This is a genomic window from Methanothermobacter tenebrarum, from assembly GCF_003264935.1.
Lineage (GTDB): Archaea > Methanobacteriota > Methanobacteria > Methanobacteriales > DSM-23052 > Methanothermobacter_A > Methanothermobacter_A tenebrarum_A.
Genome location: NZ_QLOE01000007.1, coordinates 34,701 through 51,695, shown reverse-complemented (window position 1 = coordinate 51,695; position 16,995 = coordinate 34,701). Strand labels below are relative to the sequence as shown.

Here is a 16,995-nt window from a genome sequence, read left to right as displayed (position 1 = left end):
CATCAAGTATATCCCTTGAAGATTTAATATACTCTAATATGATCAATGGTAGGATAGATTTACACACCCATAGTCTGTTGAGTGATGGTGAACTTTTACCATCAGAGATTGCTAGACGCGCCTGCGTACTCGGACATGAGGCAGTGGCCATAACAGACCATATAGACGCATCTAACATAAACACTATAGAATACCTTATAGATGCTGTCTCTGACGTAAATGAAAACTGGAATATCCAGGTGATCCCAGGGGCAGAGATTACACATGCACCTATAGAGATAATAGACAAATTGGCATCAAAGGCTAGGCAATTAGGGGCTGAAATTATAGTAGTCCATGGTGAAACAATAGTAGAACCTGTAGTAGAAGGAACCAACCGAGCAGCTCTAGAATCTTCCGAGGTTGATATACTAGCCCACCCTGGCCTTATAAGCTATGAAGAGGCTGAAATGGCTAAGGATAATGATATAGCCTTGGAGATAACCGCAAGGAGTGGGCATTGTCTGGCTAATGGCCATGTTGCATCTGTTGCAATGGAGGTAGGGGCTTCCCTTGTGATAAACACTGACACACACCACCCTAATGACCTTATAGACTATAATATGGCATACCAGATAGGTCTTGGCGCTGGAATCCCCGAAAAAGAACTTAAAGAGATCCTAGAAGATAATCCCCAGAGTATACTCAGAAAGAATAGGATAAAAGTCTAAGCCCCTACCACACTTCTTTTAGTTACAGAAAGTAATAAATATTAGAAATTATATAATTGATAAAAAAAAGTTTAAAGGGAGGTAATGACCCAAAATGGGAAGGATAGGCACTTGGAAATTGAAACTTAGAATGTTTCTAGCTACGATATTCCTATTTGCTATAATCTATGTTATACTAATGTTGATAGGGTCCATCATGGGATTTGGAGGTCCACTATTCTACATGCTACTCGGCCTTGGCATCATATTATTACAATATCTTATTTCACCAAGTATAGTTGAGGCCACAATGCGTGTAGAATATGTTTCACCCGAGGAGGCCCCAAGACTGCATGCAATGGTGGAAGAACTCGCGATGAAAGCTGGCATACCCAAGCCGAGGGTGGGGATAGCTGATATAGGGATACCGAACGCCTTTGCGTTCGGGAGAACGAAATCTGATGGGCGAGTTTGCGTGACGCGTGGAATATTAAGGCTTTTGGACGAAGAAGAGCTTAAGGCTGTGTTAGGGCATGAAATATCCCATATAAGGCACAATGACATGATAGTCATGACCCTCGTAAGTGCAATACCCCTAATATGCTACTACATCTACATAAGTTCAATATTCAGCAGGGATAGGGACATGAGCCTAATAGGACTCCTAGCCCTCGTAGCCTACCTTATTGGACAACTTATAGTCCTATTCATTTCAAGGGTCCGTGAATACTATGCAGATTATGGTAGTGTTGAGATAGGAGGCCAACCACACAAACTGGCAAGCGCACTCTACAAGCTCGTATACGGGTCGGCGGCATCAGAAGAGGATGAAATAAGGGAAGTTGAAGGTTTAAAGGCTTTTTTCGTGAATGATGTTTCTCGTGCAACCGCTGAGATAGAGGATCTGCGCCAAGTAGACCTTGACATGAACGGGACCATAAGTGAAGGGGAACTACAACAGATAAAATACAGAGATGTGAAGATAGGTGCCGCTGCTAGGATAATGGAATTGCTTTCAACACACCCCAACATGTTAAAGAGGATAAAGAGACTCTCAGAGCTCACATAACCTCTTTCACAACCCCTATGATATCTGACTTGTGAATCCATGTGTTCAATGGCACCAGGATTACTATGGATGTTCCTGTGTAGACTCTTTCAACATTTTTATTGTCACTTATGAGATATACCATGTCCCCTTCTATTTTCCCCACCCTTTTCACGATCAGACCATATTCTGGGTGTTTTGCCACTACGATATCCCCTACTTTGAAATCTTTCGTCTTTAGGACTATTAATTGTTGACCATCCCTTAGTGTTGGATACATTGAGTTTCCTTTGACCCGGGCAAGCATGGGTAATTGGTCGACGCCGAATTGTGATTTTAACTGGACATTAACATCATTGTAACCATACCTTGAGGCTATATTTTTCACATCAGCTTTTATGGAATCTACTGTGCTATCAGGGTTATTTATGACACTTTCCATGTAATCTGCGATCTCTTCCTCCATGCCAGCTGGTGTTGGAGTGAAAAATAGTGTGGAAGTTTTAACAGTGACTGTAGTACCATCAGTTTCTATGATTATGTTCACTGTCTTATTCTCATGGATGTATAGGCCTGTTCCAATTGCAACAACCAATAATAGTAGTAATAGAATATATGATTTTCTCATGGTCTACTCCTTGGGTTTTAGTTCTTTAAGTATTAGTCGGGTTTTCTCGATCTCTAATTGGCCTGGTGCTGAGGGTTTTCCACCTGTTGCATATGTTATGGGTGATCCGAATAATGGTGTGATGATCCTTGTATATTTTCCGAGTTCACCCATTGATATTGCGATCAGATCATCCTCTCTAGATGATAATTCTAATATGGTTAGTGTGTCTTTTATTGTCTTGGGCATCACAGCTATCTTGGCTATTTCCCCCATCTTTTTTTCTTCTACCACAATCCTTGATAATCTTTCCAAGGTGGGGGTTTCATGGAAATTGTGATAGGATATTATCTTCTTTACTGGAAGTTCTATGATTTTTTTGAGTTCTTCTTTTTTGGTCTGTAATTCTATGTCAATATATTCTGCTTCTTCTGCAGCCGCGACTAGTAATTCTATCCGCTCTTTCTCCGAGCCTTTGAAAAGTCCACCTTCATCCGGGGATCTGTTGGTGGCTATGAAGGGATATTGGATGTTACTTGCAAGTTCCCTTATCTTGGCTTTTGATGGGTCTTTCATGGCGTCTATTCGAAGTTCTAGTATGTCAGCACCCCTTTCAATATATTCGGTGGCGATTTCGGGTATTTTTTCCATGTTTTTTTCGATTATTGGCGCGCATATCAGAGTCAAAATTCCACCCTCTCATACAAATTTTGGAAAGGATAAAAAATATTATTAAAATATTTTTACAAGGTGTTTTCTTATATGATTATTAGGTGATCTTGTTGAAGATAGTTTCTATTGGAGCTGATATATCAGCGAATGATACAAGTTGTAGCAGGGAATTGATAAGGAAATTAGAGGCTGACATCCCAATACTAGTAGACTTGGGAGCTTACAAGGCGGCTTTAACTAACATAACAGGGGATGATGTTGTTATAAGCGCATTTGTAGATGATAGTATGACCGCGAAGATAAACAGGGCCATAATCCACATCCTAAAGGAGAATTCAGAGGATATGGGGGATCTTGAGGGGATATCAGGCACCCCTGAGGGTGCTGGTGAAGGCATATCCTATGCAGAGGCTAAAATAAGACAGGACAGGTACCCAGATGCTATAATATTATCATTCGACACATACGGTGGTGAAGAATTCGTGTCAAATGTTGCGAATTCAACAATCAAAGCCGCCAAGGGCATGGATGGTGTTACAGATGTCAGCGAAGAGATAAAACCCGGAACAAGGAAAATACCAGGAGTTGGCTACGTATCGGAGAAAACAGACGACCCAGTCGTGGCAGCCACAATAGAAGATATGGAAAGTATAGGTGTCGTCGCAGGGGCCATGCTAGGCGCTGCACTAGGCAACAAAAATGTTTACCTCGTAAAAAGAGGATCACCATCACATATAATACCAGGAAGCGTTATAGTATCAGCAACAGCCTTCCTAAACGGTAACATAATAGACCTAGCCGCACCCTTCGAAGAAAGAACAAGAATACTAAAAGTATAAAAAAATAATATATCCTCTGGGGGGTTTTTAGTATGATAATCTTAGATGAAAATACCAGATGCCTCGTACAAGGCATAACAGGAAAACAAGGATCATTCCACACCCGCCAAATGCTAGATTACGGTACAAAGATCGTGGCCGGTGTAACACCCGGCAAAGGAGGTCAAGAACTCCTAGGAGTTAAAATATACAATTCAATAGAAGAAGCCAAAGAAGAAACAGATGTCAACGCATCCATAATATTCGTACCAGCACCCTTCGCAAAAGACGCAGCCTACGAGGCCATAAAGCACCTAGACCTCGTAGTTATAATAACAGAGCACATACCAGTCCATGATTCAATGCAAATCATGGAATATGCTAAAAGAATGGAAACAACAGTCATAGGCCCTAATACGCCAGGTATAATCACCCCAGGAGTAGGTAAATTGGGTATAATGCCCGGGCACATCTTCCGAGAGGGTGACATTGGCATAGTTTCAAGGAGTGGAACATTAACCTACGAATTCGCCCACCAGATCACAAGCGCTGGTATGGGCCAGAGCACATGTATAGGTATTGGGGGCGACCCAATAATCGGCCTAACTTTCGCCGATGTCCTTAAAAAGTTTGAAGAGGATAAGGATACAAAGGCCATGCTCATGATAGGGGAAATCGGCGGGGACGCCGAAGAAAGAGCGGCAGAATACATAAAAGAGCACATATCAAAGCCTGTCATGGCATTCATAGCAGGTAGAACAGCCCCTCCGGGAAAAAGGATGGGACACGCAGGTGCAATCATAGAAAGGGGTGCTGGGACAGCTGAAAGCAAAATAAGAGCCCTAGAAAGAGCGGATGTACAAGTAGCTGAAAGGCCATCAGACATCCCAGAAATGTTAAAAGAACTATAAGGGATCATATGATAAAAGAAGAGATAATAAAAGGACTAAAAGAAGGAAAAATAAAACTTCACGAAATCGAAAAATATACAAGCATAGAAGAAGCAGTGGAACTGAGAAGACTATTCATAGAAAGAATAACAGGAACAAAACTAAAACACATCTCCAATTATTCAATAAACATGGAAGAAGCCCAAAAAAGGAACATAGAAAATCCAATCGGCACAATACAAATACCACTAGGAATCGCAGGACCCATCAAAATCCGCGGAGAACATGCAAAAGGCAAATTTTATATTCCACTCGCAACATCAGAAGGAGCCCTCGTAGCATCAGTAAACAGAGGATGCTCAGCTATAACAAAAGCAGGAGGCGCAACAGTAAGGATAACAGAAGACAAGATGACAAGAGCCCCAGTAATCAGAACAGAATCAATACAAGAAGCGCTAAAAGTCAGAGAATGGATCCAAGAAAACTTCGAACGGCTAAAAGAAGCTGCCGAGTCAACAACACGCCACGGAAAACTGATAAAAATAGACCCAATACTCATAGTAGGCCCCTACCTCTACCCAAGATTCGTTTTCACAACAGGAGACAGCATGGGAATGAACATGGTAACAATAGCCACAGAAGAAGCCATGAAACTCCTAACCAAGGAAACAGGAGCCCACCTCATCGCCCTAAGTGGAAACGCATGCGTAGATAAAAAACCAGCAGCACTAAACCTCATAGAAGGCAGGGGAAAAAGCCTTACAGCAGAGGTGAAAATCCCAGCCAAGATAGTAGAAAGAATACTTAAAACAACACCAAAGGCGATACAAGAAGTCAACCTCGCGAAAAACTTCGCAGGATCGGCCATATCCGGGAGCATGGGATTCAACGCACACTATGCAAATATAATAGGGGCAATATTCTTGGCCACGGGACAAGACGAAGCACACATCACCGAAGGAAGCCTGGGCATCACAACAGCCGAAGAAATCAACGGAGATTTATACTTTTCAGTCACACTACCTGATGTTCCACTAGCCACTGTAGGTGGGGGAACAAGACTAGAAACCGCGACAGAATGCCTCGAGATAATGGGCGTCAGAGGGTCTGGTAAAGTCCACAAGTTCGCAGAGATAGTCGCCGGGGCCGTCCTAGCAGGTGAATTGTCATTAATGGGCGCCCTAGCAGCAGGACACCTTGCAAGGGCGCATATGAGATTAGGTAGAGGATCCTAAGATGGGTTTGAGGGAATTCATCCATGAATATCTTAGCATGAGTAGATATATCGCACTAGGAACACTCGATGGGATACTAGCTGTTATGGGTGTTACACTAACGGCCAGTGGCGTTGCAGGCATAGGCGGAGTTGAAATAGAAAATTATCTTATTGGTATTACAGGATTAAGTGGGGGCATAGCCCTTGCAATGTCCAACGCCTTTGGTTCTTTCATCGGTGAAAGAGCCGAGGAAACCCGTACAATGAGAGAACTTGAAAAGAAGATGATAATGGAAAAAGGCAGCCTAAACGACACGATAATACACCAACAAGCCAAAAGGAGGATATATATGAGCATGTTCACCCATGGATTCTCAAGTTTCCTCGGCGCATTCGTACCCACCATACCATTCTTCTTCATAGGAGATAGGATAACAGCCACAATACTCACAATACTACTGTCTATGATAGCATTAGTTGTACTCGGGATCTACCTTGGGATAATATCAAGGGAGAACATCTTCAAAACTAGTATAGAGATTGTAGCCATAGGCCTTATGATAACTTTTATAAGCATATTCCTTGGAGGTTCACACTAGACCATAAACCTTTTCTATGTTCTCCTCATGGATTTTATAAGCATCCTCTAAATCCATAAGACCCTTCTGGATAAACTCCCTCGTACGTCTTGGAACGGTTTTAGGACCCAATACTGCTCCGGGTCTGCCCAGATCATCCAAGTAGTCAGTCTCCATAAGGAAATTACCACCCTTCTCTAGGCCCTTTTTTATAACGTCACGTGAAGCTATCAGGGATGGTGTGAGCCCATAATTTTCATCCTCACTAACATAGGGGCCTGAGAAATGTTTTATAACCTTATACTTTTTCATACCAGCCTTTTCAGCCATCTTGGAAAATTCTTGGAATTGTCTAGGGGTTGAACTTTCAGTATGGAGTTGCACTGGACAATCCACTTCCCTTGCAAGTTCCAATGCATATGATAATATCCTGTTGTGGGCTTCCCATTCACTTTCTTCTACAGGATAATGTGGCCTTCCAATTTCGCCAATACCTACGGCTTTCCCATCAGATACTAGCCTCTGGGCGTATTCAAGCCCCTCTTTGACGAGTGCTTCAGCCTCTTTGATGGGTGTGCCGGATTCTATGAGCCTTGAAAGTTCTGCTGGGTGCACTCCTACTATGGGATATGCTTCCACTTCAGTTTGGGAGTTTATTATCTTCGCATATTTTATGACGAGTTTCATGGCCTCCTCGAACTCTGATGGTTTCTGGATGGTCCAAGTAGGCTTGTTGGGTATTATCATCCTTTTGCCGCCTGCTCTGTGGAACTTTTCAGCCACTTTCACAGGCCCTTCACCATTGATATGATCAACGTGGATATGGTTGTCTGTTATTTTGATGTCCATCTATGATCAGCCCCACATTCTAGGCGGATTCTCTTTGGTTTTTTTATCCCCATTTTCTCTAATACCATGCTGATGTCTACTTTGGTCTTATAGCATCCGTCCTTGAGGAGTGGCACGCCTTGGGGTGCGAATTTGGATAATTTCATCATGGCGATATTCAAGTCCTGGTAGCAGGCGACGCCGAGCACTGACTTAAATTTGTTCTCTTTCACTATCTTTTTAAGGAATGTGGAACCTGGTATTATGAATACGCGGTAGCCTATTTCCTCAGCCTTATTCTTTAATATGCTGATTATGCACTTTTTACAATTTTTGCATTGTAAACCTGAAGGTTCTAATGGCGCTTCACACTTTGGGTGTCTTAGGCAATGTGGGAGTATCAAGAGCTTATCCTCTGCTTTTATACTATTGAATTTTTCCTCGTTAATCTTGTTCCTAACTTCAACCCCTATCTGGTCCACTATACTCTCATCAACTCCTAGGATGCTCGCAAACCGTTTAAAGGGCCCATAGAACAAATCTACTGTTACAAGGAGTAGTCTGGGGAATATTAGACGATCACTTTTTAATAGTATCCTCCCGAGGAATAGGCTCAACAAGAGCAATAATAAAATGCCCATTAACACAAGGAGGATGACCTGGCCAAATAATTGATAAAAGTCTACCATCATCACATTGGATAGATTGTTGCAACCGTATATAATAACTTTTTGTAAACCGAAAATATAACACAGTACATATATTCACCCAACTTTTAAAATAGAATAGTATACACCCCTTGGAAGGTGATGAAGGACAGTTATTTATTTTCCATTTTTTAGCATGTTTACTACCCTCAAAAAAATGGGAAGATTATCAGCTGGGAATATAAAAGTCCATGGGGACAACCTAGAGAAGATATTAAAACAAGATCATTAGATGTCTATTTGGCAAAATTCGACAAAAAAAAAATCTACTATATATGATGGTCAGATGATGATTATGCACTTGGATGTGGGGGGTCTCTGATAAGATTGGAAACCCATACAATAGTCGGTGAGACAAAATCCCCATAGTATCTTAGAGTGACACCAAAAGGTGGCATGGCACCATTAAATGTGACGGTAACTGCTAATATCAACAATACTGGGGACTTGAGGGGGGGATGCATGGCACGACTTAAAATAAACGGTCAAATAGTTTAAGAGAAAAACCTTATGGTTCAAATTGGACAAAACATTTACTAGGCTGCTGTCTAAGAGAACTTATAAGGTGACGGTGAACAACCTACCCAGTAACTGTTGGTCATGCGGTAACAACAAATGATAAGCTTGAATACCAGCAACTAAACATAATCATTAAAAATTAGCCCATCGACAAACCCCATTAAGTACTAATGCTGGGGGGGTGCTCTCACCAAAAAAACATGCCTTCAAGTAGCATACAATGTTAAAAAGTACATGGAAACCTAATAATCGTTCACCAAATTATGCCACAACAACAATCAGGAAAATAAGTTATAAGAATCCCATATACGCCTATGCAAGGAAATAAACTTCTACAAAAATCAACAACAAGCTGCCAACCTCTGTAAAAATCTCCCCCTCCATTTTCTTATTAAAAAATGAGTCCTAGGAGTTTTTTATCTTGTCTATTCTTGTCCTTTCAACTTCTCCTTGAACTACTATACCATCCTTCACGGCTTTTATAATCGTACCTGACAATTCTGGGGCCGAACAGAGCAGATCCTGTTCTGGGTGAGTCCCAGGGGTTATGTTACAGTCTAGTTTTATGGTTTCACCGGCCGATACGACCATTTTAAGGCGTTTGGAGGTTGGATGACCCTCTTCCAGGACGATTAGGGGGGTTCCTACTTCTCTTAGGAAGTGTATCATACATTTTATAGCCTTCTCTATTATGGGGCCTGTTTCGAATGCTGAGACGGCTATAAGGTCATCTTCATCCAGTGATAGTATTATCTCACCTTCTGGGGTGCCCATGTATATGTTACGGGGTTCTTCCGATTTCACCACGCCAACGATGCCATTGTATCCGCTGATGAATAGTATCTCATCTTTTTTTATTCTGAACATTCTACGTTCTCTGACTGACATGATGGACATCTGACCTTTTTACCAACACCCTTGAACTCATTACCACAATCAAGGCACTTACATTTGCGACTTGTGACCTTTTTAAGGTCTATGTCTACCATGGGCCCTCCTACACTGCACATGAGATCATCCCCTCCTACTCGGAGCATTCTATGTTATCTGATTGGCATGATGGGCATATGATCCTCTTACCAACACCTTTGAACTCATTACCACAATCAAGGCACTTACAGCGCCTGGTTTTGAGTTTTCTCATTTTTATATCAGCCATTGGCCCCCCTACTGTACACAATTTAACTCACCTCAACAATATATTATAATCTTATCTTTTATTAATAGTTTTTTTATTCCTAAAAAATGTGTTTAGAGTATGATCTGGGGAAATGACTTATTTTATAAAAGGGATAATAGTATATAGTCTTAGGATATTTTTTCCTTGTGGTGAGTATAGTGAAGAATTTGATTTTCCCATTCACGGCAATAGTAGGACAAGAAAAAGTGAAAAAGGCCCTAATATTAAATGCAATAAACCCTTCCATTGGTGGGGTTCTGATAAGGGGCGATAAAGGTACAGGTAAGACAACAGCAGTCAGGGCACTGGCGGATCTGCTACCATCAATAAAGACTGTTAAAGGATGCCCATTCAATTGCAACCCTGATGACAAGGAGTCGCTCTGTCAACTCTGCAAGTCAAAGGATAATATTGAAATTGAAGAGAAAAAGATGAGAGTCGTTGAACTACCATTAGGTTCAACAGAAGACAGGGTAGTCGGATCATTAGACATAAAAAAGGCTCTCAAGGAGGGTATAAAAGCCCTAGAACCTGGTATACTAGCGGAGGCCAACCGTAACATACTCTATGTCGATGAGATAAACCTCCTAGACGACCACCTTGTAGACGTTCTACTAGACGCGGCAGCCTACGGCATCAACTATGTTGAAAGGGAGGGTATCTCAATATCACACCCATCTAGGTTCATACTAGTAGGTACAATGAACCCAGCGGAAGGAGAGCTAAGACCACAACTAGCAGACCGTATAGGCCTACACATTAACGTGGAAACCATCCAAGACATCAAAGAAAGAGTGAAGATCATGGCTCGTAGAGAAGAATTCGAGGAGGACCCAGAGGCCTTCAGAAAAAAATTCCAAGAAAAACAAGAAAAACTACTAAAGAGGATACTCAACGCAAGGAAACTACTAGCCAAAGTTAAAATAGACGAAAGACTTTTAGAACTCATAGCGAGAATATGCGTTAACGTGGGCGTGGACGGTCACAGGGCGGATATAGCTATCCTTAAAGCTTCAAAGACCATAGCAGCATACAATGGTAGAACAAGGGTCCTGCCAGAAGACCTTGAAGAGGCTGTTGAACTAGTCCTAGGAGAAAGAATACCTGAAAGATCATACGCCCGCCAGGACGTGAAAAGGCAAATACAAAAAGCAAAAACAGAAATGGGACAAGAATCTAGCGAGGCGGCTGAGGGCGAGGCCACAGGGGGTGGGAACCCCCCGCCGGATGAGAAGGGATACGGTGGTGAGAGCAGACAACCCAGCCTAGGCTCAGCAGACTTGAAGATGACACCCAACCCAAGTGAGAGGACAATACAAGAAGAAGAAGTTGACATAGACCTCAAAAGCATCCTAAAATTTAAAGGCAAAAAGAACAGGAGACTTTACGGCAGCAGAGTAGAATCAAAGACAGAAAAGGGAAAATACGTGAAAAGCAAAATGTTAAAGGGGAAATCAAAGGACATAGCGATAGACGCAACCTTAAGAGCAGCAGCCCTCAAATCAGAAGACCATATAAGAGTAGAACCTGAAGATCTCCGAGAAAAGATCAGAAAACATGGGGCAAGGGCCAGCATAGCACTCGTAGTAGATATAAGCGGCTCCATGTTCACAGACCAGAAAGCAGCCAAGATAAAGAACATACTAAACAAGATAATACAAGACGCACAACGCCACAAAGACAAACTAAGCGTAATAGGATTCAAAGGAAGAAAAGCAGAGATAATAATACCCACAACCAAGAGAGCCCAGTCATTCCAACAAAAAGTAGACAACATTAGAGTAGGTGGCACCACACCCATGGCCCACGGTATAAAAAAGGGACTTGAAATACTTAAAGAAGAGAAGAAAAAAGAAGAATACGTGCCAGTGATGTTAATATTAAGTGATGGCATGCCAAACGTCGGCATCGAGGGCAGGCCAATCCAGGATGTCATGGAACTCGGAAGAGAACTTAACAAAAATGAAATACACACAGTAGTTATAAATTTTGAGAGAAAATTCCAACAAGGCCGCAATATAAACATGGAACTTGCAATGCTATCAGGTGGAAGATATTACGACCTAGACCAACTAGAAGACCCATCACTTGCAATACCTAAGATAATGGACTACGAAAGAAACCAATTCTAGAAAAAAAGAGACTATGAGGATCATCGTTTATCATGCAGAGGAATGTGACAGGAAAAAGTGTACAAGCCTAAAATTGGCTAGGATGGGGAAAATCAAGATAGTAACAAGCCCCAAGAGGATACCAAGAGGTAGCATAGTACTCAACCCATTCGCAGAGAAGGCTTTATCACCATCAGACAAAGACAGGATCCTCAAATGGGGTGTTACAGCCCTAGATTGTTCATGGAAAGAGGTTAAAAAGTCTTCACCAATTTTCGCAGTTAAAAGGTATCATAGGGCGCTACCATACCTAGTAGCTGCTAATCCAACAAATTATGGCAAACCCTTTATATTGTCAACTGCAGAAGCCCTAGCAGCAACCTTTTATATAATTGGATTAAAAGATATAGCAGTCAATATAATGTCCTCATTCAAATGGGGTCCCCACTTCCTAGACCTCAACAGGGAATTACTAGAGGCATACTCAAAGGCTAAAAACAGCCGAGAAGTTGTCAAAATCCAAGAAGAATTCATAAGGAGATGATACTAATGGCAAAATTCGAAGTAGCAGAGGAGAGAATATTCAACGTCAAAATATGCTTCAAATGTAATGCAAGAAACCCGCCAAATGCTACAAGGTGCAGGAAATGCGGCTATAAAGGTTTAAGGTTCAAGGCGAAAGATCCAAGAGGCTAAATCCCCCACTCTTTTGTGTCCAATATGAAGGTTGAAGATTATTTCAACAATATCCTCAAAGAGAGGAAAATGCACCTCACCCTCATCGACCCAGAAGAACAAACATCAGAGGAAGCGCTCAAAGTAGCAACTGCAGCGATCCAAGGAGGATCCGATGGGATAATGCTCGGCGGGTCAACTACCGACAACATAGAATTAGAAAAAACGGCAAAAACGCTCAAGGAGAACCTAGACGTCCCCATAATATTATTCCCTGGTAACATTTCAGGCATAACAAGCCACGCTGATGCCATATTTTTCATGACACTTTTGAATTCCACAAACCCATATTGGATAATAGGAGCCCAGGCACTAGCCGCACCCACCATAAAAAAGATGAAAATAGAACCCATCCCCATGGGCTACCTTGTGATAGAACCAGGAGGCACAGTAGGATGGGTGGGGGACGCCAAGCTAGTCCCAAGGGAAAAACCAGACATAGCAGCAGCCTATGCGATGGCAGCAGAACTACTAGGAATGAGACTATTCTACCTAGAAGCAGGATCCGGAGCAGACAAACCAGTACCAGCAGAGATGATAAAAAGGGTGAAAAGGTCCACAAACCTAACACTCATAGTAGGCGGCGGGATAAGAACTGGAGAAGACGCTAGAAGAGCAGCAAAGGCTGGCGCGGACATAATAGTAACAGGGACAATAGTAGAAAATGCTACAAACATCAAAGAAAAAATATCAGAGATAGTAAAATCCATAAGAAAACCCTAAACTCCCATTATATTCTTTTTTGTGTGGGGGGGATAATGAAAAATGCACTAGTCGCCAAAACCCTAAACAGGGTAGCGGACTTCCTCGAGTTGAAAGAAGAAACATTCCGAGTTAAAGCCTACAGAAGAGCAGCCCACACCATCCAACTACTACCAATAGACATAGAAGAATACGCCAAAAAAAGAAAACTAACAGACCTGCCAGGAATAGGGGAAAACATAGCCAAAAAAATAGAAGAAATACTAAAAACAGGCCGACTATCCTACCTAGAAAAACTAGAAAAAGAATACCCCATAGACATGGACAGCCTACTCGCAATAGAAGGAATAGGCCCAAAAACAATAAAAATACTCTATGAAAAACTCAAAATCAAAAACCTCCAAGACCTAGAATACCATGCCAAGAGGCATAATCTCCGAAAAATAGAGGGTATAGGGGAGAGAAAGGAGGAAAGAATACTTCAAAGCATAAAATTCGTCCGTTCAACCCTCGGAAGGAGGCTGCTAGCCTATGCGGAGCCGATAGCACAATATATAAAATCTTTACTAGAAGAGCGTCCAGAAATAGAAAGAGCAGAGATAGCAGGGTCTATAAGGAGGGGTAAAGAGACAATAGGGGACATAGACATCCTAACAATAACAGAGAACCCGGAAGAAACCATAAACTACTTCACATCCCTAGAGATGGCAGAGGAAACAGTGGCCAAAGGATCCAAGAAGGCTATAATACGCTTAGAGGATGGGATTGAATGCGAACTCCGCACATTCACAAGAGAAGAGTTCGGCGCAGCCCTATTATACTTCACAGGATCCATGGAATTCAACATCGAACTCCGAAGAATGGCCCGGTCAAAGTCGATGAAACTAAACGAATACGGATTATACAAGGACAAGAAGAGGATAGCCTCAAAGACAGAAGAAGAAATTTTCAAGAGCCTAGGATTATCATATATAGAACCCGAACTGCGGGAAAATAATGGAGAAATCGAGGCGGCTGCAGAGGACAGCCTACCCAATCTCGTGTCAGAAGAGGATATTAGAGGAGACCTTCACATCCACACAATATGGAGTGACGGCACCGAGACGATAGAGACCATTGCGAAGGCCGCTCAAAGCCTGGGATATGAGTATATAGCTATCACGGACCATAGCAGTTCCCTGAAGATTGCTGGGGGCTTGGACGAGGAAAAACTCCAAGGACAGATAGAGGAGATAGACAGTTTAGACCTTAAAGTATGCGTATTCAAAGGCATAGAGGCTAATATAAGATTAGATGGGGAATTGGACGTCCCAGATGACATACTATCAAAGTTGGATATTGTGATAGCGAGCATACATTCGCCAGGAAGGGAGGACATGACGGAAAGGATGCTCGCAGCAATAGAAAACAAGCACGTGCATATGATAGGACACCCAACCGGCAGAAAATTGTTCAAAAGAGACGAATACCCCCTAGACCTTGACATGATATTCGAGGAGGCGGAGAAGACAGGTACGATACTGGAGATAAACGCAAATCCTATAAGATTAGACCTCCGCGATATTTACATTAAAAGGGCCCTTGAGTATAATTGTAAATTCGCCATAAACACCGACGCCCACAGACTCCCAGACCTCCATAACATGAGGTGGGGTGTTAAAACAGCGAGAAGAGGATGGGCAACACCCTCAGATATAATAAATACTCTGAAAATAGATAAAATAAAAAGAATATTTGGTTAGGCTGGTACAAGTTCTCTTATTACTTGCTTCACCCATTTGTGATTCATCTTCCTTGCCTGAACCTTCTTAACAAGCTTGCATGGTGTGTGCTTAACTATTCCCGTATACTTTGTGCCATTAACCACTATCAGATACTTTACTATCATGTTCTTGTCTAAGATTATTGGTGAAGTATAGAGTGTGCTCTTGTTGGTTGGCATCTTACCATTCACTGTATAATACACATTTTCTGGGAAGACTAGGGAAAGCGCGGTACCATTAAATGATATCGTAGGATATATTGTCCGGTTCCTATTTGTTCCTGTTATTTCATGCTTAATTATACCATACTTTGTTGTTGTATTGTCCTTTATCATATACTTTATTTGCATGGTCTTATTCAAGACTATTGGCGCAGTATACAATGTACTGTTCTCTGTGGGCACTGAATTATTGGTATAGAACATTGAAGCCGCTGATCCGACGCCAATCCCAAGGAATAGTATAAGCGACGCCAATACCAATGCATATAATCTATTCATCTAGCCACCTCCTATTCTTCTCTATCAAACTTATATATAAACCTATTTTAGCTTTTTCGTGAAATCAGATATTAATCTGAGGAACCTGGCGAGGAATCTTCTCTCCCTCCTAGCCTGTATCTTGTCCTGCAATTGTCTTGCCAGGATCCTGAAAGTCGCGTCTGGTTGATGGGTTGCATACTTCAAATATAATGGGATTCCAATAAAAGTTAAAAGCAGACCCCAAAGTATAGAGTCAACCGAACAGTTAACCATAAGATAAACACATACAAAAAATCCTAGGATAGCCTTAATAGGTATCCTTTCCTTCTTGAGTAAAGGTAATGATATACAAGTCAGAATGTAACAGAAGAGTAAAGTGAACACAGAAATACTAATAAGTTGTGTGGCCGTTCCCAGAATAGCCGCTACCATAGCTGTTAAGTTCTGGAAAACCAGACTCACATGTGGTGTTCTATACCTTGGATGTACCGAAGCGAAGACCCTTGGAAGAAGACCATCAGATGCCATAGCATATAATATCCTCGCAGTAGAAAGTATACCAGCCTCCTCAGAACCAGATATTGAAAATAGAGCCCCTATGGTCATGAGAAGAGCCCCCAAGGGTCCTAGTAACATGTACCCTGCAAGTGCCAAGGGCGCCCGGCTATTCGCAAGGAGATCCCATGGGACAACACCTAATATAACAAAATTTGTGACAAGATAAAAGAACATTATAAACACCATCCCAAGGATTATAGCCCTTGGTATCGTAGTTTTAGGGTCTATAACCTCATCAGACGGTACTGTTACAAGCTCAAAACCGACATATGCCCAGAACACTAATACAACAACACCACCCAATCCTCCCAGACCATAAGGTGCGAAAGGCGTATAATTAGCCATGAGAACATCAGGTTTCATTAAAAAGTAAACCAGACCGGCAAGGGCGAAGATAAAAAGTGGAGCCAGCTTCAAAACAGTCAAAGCATCATTAACCTTACCAGCCACTTTCACACCCCTATAATTTACCAGAGTTAAAGAAACTATGAAAACAACTTTAACCAAGCCTTGCATGATAGGATCCAATGACAGAAAATGGAGCAAATATGAAACAAATGCAACAGGGAAAACTGCTATAGCAACCCATGATGACACCCAAAGAGACCAACCCACAAGAAACCCTATGAAATCCCCAAATACATGCCGAGCATACGCATAGGGTCCGCCTACACGGGCTAATACCGATGAAGACTCGGCGAATACAAGTGCGATTATAATCGCCATAATCCCGGCTATAAACCATGATAGTATAGATGCAGGTCCAAGGGCCCCCGCACCAACAGCAGCCACAATATAAATATCAGCCCCGACAATAGTCCCAATTACAAGGTTCACAACATCAAATAATGTAAGAGCCCTTCGAAGCTTCATAGAATAACATTTCTATCAG

At 42.0% G+C, this 16,995-nt stretch carries 20 protein-coding genes; 11 read left to right on the top strand and 9 right to left on the bottom strand.

The window, feature by feature from the left end; genetic code table 11:
* The first annotated feature begins 41 nt into the window (after positions 1–41).
* Together DPC56_RS06135 and DPC56_RS06130 are read left to right on the top strand one after the other, a co-directional pair.
* Positions 42–710, top strand: coding sequence for a histidinol phosphate phosphatase domain-containing protein (locus DPC56_RS06135; protein WP_112094221.1), 669 nt, complete (start codon positions 42–44; stop codon positions 708–710).
* Between the two features lie 94 nt (positions 711–804).
* Positions 805–1,758 (top strand): zinc metalloprotease HtpX, encoded by a 954-nt coding sequence (locus DPC56_RS06130; RefSeq protein WP_112094199.1) that lies wholly within the window; start codon positions 805–807, stop codon positions 1,756–1,758.
* Here the strand turns inward: DPC56_RS06130 and DPC56_RS06125 are convergent.
* On the bottom strand, positions 1,751–2,365 hold the full coding sequence (locus tag DPC56_RS06125; RefSeq protein WP_112094198.1) for a S24/S26 family peptidase: 615 nt from the start codon (positions 2,363–2,365) through the stop codon (positions 1,751–1,753). The genes DPC56_RS06130 and DPC56_RS06125 overlap by 8 nt on opposite strands.
* A gap of 3 nt (positions 2,366–2,368) precedes the next feature.
* Complete coding sequence (gene aroD, locus DPC56_RS06120) at positions 2,369–3,031, bottom strand: type I 3-dehydroquinate dehydratase (protein ID WP_245923933.1); 663 nt, start codon at positions 3,029–3,031, stop codon at positions 2,369–2,371.
* Between the two features lie 95 nt (positions 3,032–3,126).
* On the opposite strand from aroD, the gene DPC56_RS06115 reads away from it, so the two are divergent.
* Genes DPC56_RS06115 through DPC56_RS06100 form a run of 4 tightly spaced genes read left to right on the top strand, consistent with a single transcriptional unit; the run spans position 3,127 to position 6,539 of the window.
* Positions 3,127–3,855, top strand: coding sequence for a hypothetical protein (locus DPC56_RS06115; RefSeq protein ID WP_112094196.1), 729 nt, complete (start codon positions 3,127–3,129; stop codon positions 3,853–3,855).
* Positions 3,856–3,887: 32 nt separating this feature from the next.
* Positions 3,888–4,745, top strand: a complete 858-nt coding sequence (gene sucD / locus DPC56_RS06110; RefSeq protein ID WP_112094195.1) for a succinate--CoA ligase subunit alpha — start codon at positions 3,888–3,890, stop codon at positions 4,743–4,745.
* Between the two features lie 8 nt (positions 4,746–4,753).
* Positions 4,754–5,959: a hydroxymethylglutaryl-CoA reductase (NADPH) gene (hmgA, locus tag DPC56_RS06105; RefSeq protein ID WP_112094194.1), complete on the top strand. Its 1,206-nt coding sequence runs from the start codon at positions 4,754–4,756 to the stop codon at positions 5,957–5,959.
* 1 nt (position 5,960) lies between these two features.
* On the top strand, positions 5,961–6,539 hold the full coding sequence (locus tag DPC56_RS06100; protein ID WP_112094193.1) for a TIGR00267 family protein: 579 nt from the start codon (positions 5,961–5,963) through the stop codon (positions 6,537–6,539).
* Here the strand turns inward: DPC56_RS06100 and DPC56_RS06095 are convergent.
* The 5 genes from DPC56_RS06095 to DPC56_RS08345 all read right to left on the bottom strand — a co-directional run bounded on the left by DPC56_RS06095 (position 6,531) and on the right by DPC56_RS08345 (position 9,752).
* Positions 6,531–7,367 (bottom strand): TatD family hydrolase, encoded by an 837-nt coding sequence (locus DPC56_RS06095; RefSeq protein WP_112094192.1) that lies wholly within the window; start codon positions 7,365–7,367, stop codon positions 6,531–6,533. The two genes, DPC56_RS06100 and DPC56_RS06095, sit on opposite strands and share 9 nt — an antisense overlap.
* Complete coding sequence (locus tag DPC56_RS06090) at positions 7,352–8,041, bottom strand: DUF116 domain-containing protein (protein ID WP_112094191.1); 690 nt, start codon at positions 8,039–8,041, stop codon at positions 7,352–7,354. Before DPC56_RS06090 ends, DPC56_RS06095 begins: the two co-directional genes overlap by 16 nt.
* Positions 8,042–8,977: 936 nt before the next feature.
* Entirely contained in the window at positions 8,978–9,460 is a 483-nt protein-coding gene (locus tag DPC56_RS06085) for a hypothetical protein (RefSeq protein ID WP_112094190.1), read from the bottom strand.
* Entirely contained in the window at positions 9,427–9,582 is a 156-nt protein-coding gene (locus DPC56_RS08125) for a hydrogenase maturation nickel metallochaperone HypA (RefSeq protein WP_146737620.1), read from the bottom strand. Before DPC56_RS08125 ends, DPC56_RS06085 begins: the two co-directional genes overlap by 34 nt.
* Before the next feature lie 14 nt (positions 9,583–9,596).
* Complete coding sequence (locus DPC56_RS08345; protein ID WP_146737619.1) at positions 9,597–9,752, bottom strand: hydrogenase maturation nickel metallochaperone HypA; 156 nt, start codon at positions 9,750–9,752, stop codon at positions 9,597–9,599.
* 158 nt (positions 9,753–9,910) lie between these two features.
* Between DPC56_RS08345 and DPC56_RS06080 the strand changes: the two genes are divergently transcribed.
* The 5 genes from DPC56_RS06080 to polX are packed head-to-tail and all read left to right on the top strand — an operon-like array spanning position 9,911 to position 15,042.
* A complete protein-coding gene (locus tag DPC56_RS06080) occupies positions 9,911–11,884 on the top strand; it encodes a VWA domain-containing protein (protein WP_112094189.1) in 1,974 nt (657 codons plus the stop codon).
* A gap of 13 nt (positions 11,885–11,897) precedes the next feature.
* The gene (locus DPC56_RS06075; protein WP_112094188.1) at positions 11,898–12,407 is read left to right on the top strand and encodes a DUF367 family protein; all 510 of its coding nucleotides are present in this window, start codon (positions 11,898–11,900) and stop codon (positions 12,405–12,407) included.
* 5 nt (positions 12,408–12,412) lie between these two features.
* On the top strand, positions 12,413–12,559 hold the full coding sequence (locus tag DPC56_RS06070; protein WP_112094187.1) for a 50S ribosomal protein L40e: 147 nt from the start codon (positions 12,413–12,415) through the stop codon (positions 12,557–12,559).
* A 24-nt stretch (positions 12,560–12,583) separates the two neighbouring features.
* A complete protein-coding gene (locus tag DPC56_RS06065; RefSeq protein WP_112094186.1) occupies positions 12,584–13,321 on the top strand; it encodes a phosphoglycerol geranylgeranyltransferase in 738 nt (245 codons plus the stop codon).
* 35 nt (positions 13,322–13,356) lie between these two features.
* Positions 13,357–15,042 (top strand): DNA polymerase/3'-5' exonuclease PolX, encoded by a 1,686-nt coding sequence (polX, locus tag DPC56_RS06060; RefSeq protein WP_112094185.1) that lies wholly within the window; start codon positions 13,357–13,359, stop codon positions 15,040–15,042.
* Here polX and DPC56_RS06055 read toward each other — a convergent pair.
* Positions 15,039–15,563 carry an FN3 associated domain-containing protein gene (locus DPC56_RS06055; protein ID WP_112094184.1) on the bottom strand — a complete coding sequence of 175 codons (525 nt, stop codon included), beginning with the start codon at positions 15,561–15,563 and terminating at the stop codon, positions 15,039–15,041. The two genes, polX and DPC56_RS06055, sit on opposite strands and share 4 nt — an antisense overlap.
* Before the next feature lie 42 nt (positions 15,564–15,605).
* Positions 15,606–16,976 (bottom strand): amino acid permease, encoded by a 1,371-nt coding sequence (locus tag DPC56_RS06050; protein WP_112094183.1) that lies wholly within the window; start codon positions 16,974–16,976, stop codon positions 15,606–15,608.
* Between the last annotated feature and the right edge of the window lie 19 nt (positions 16,977–16,995).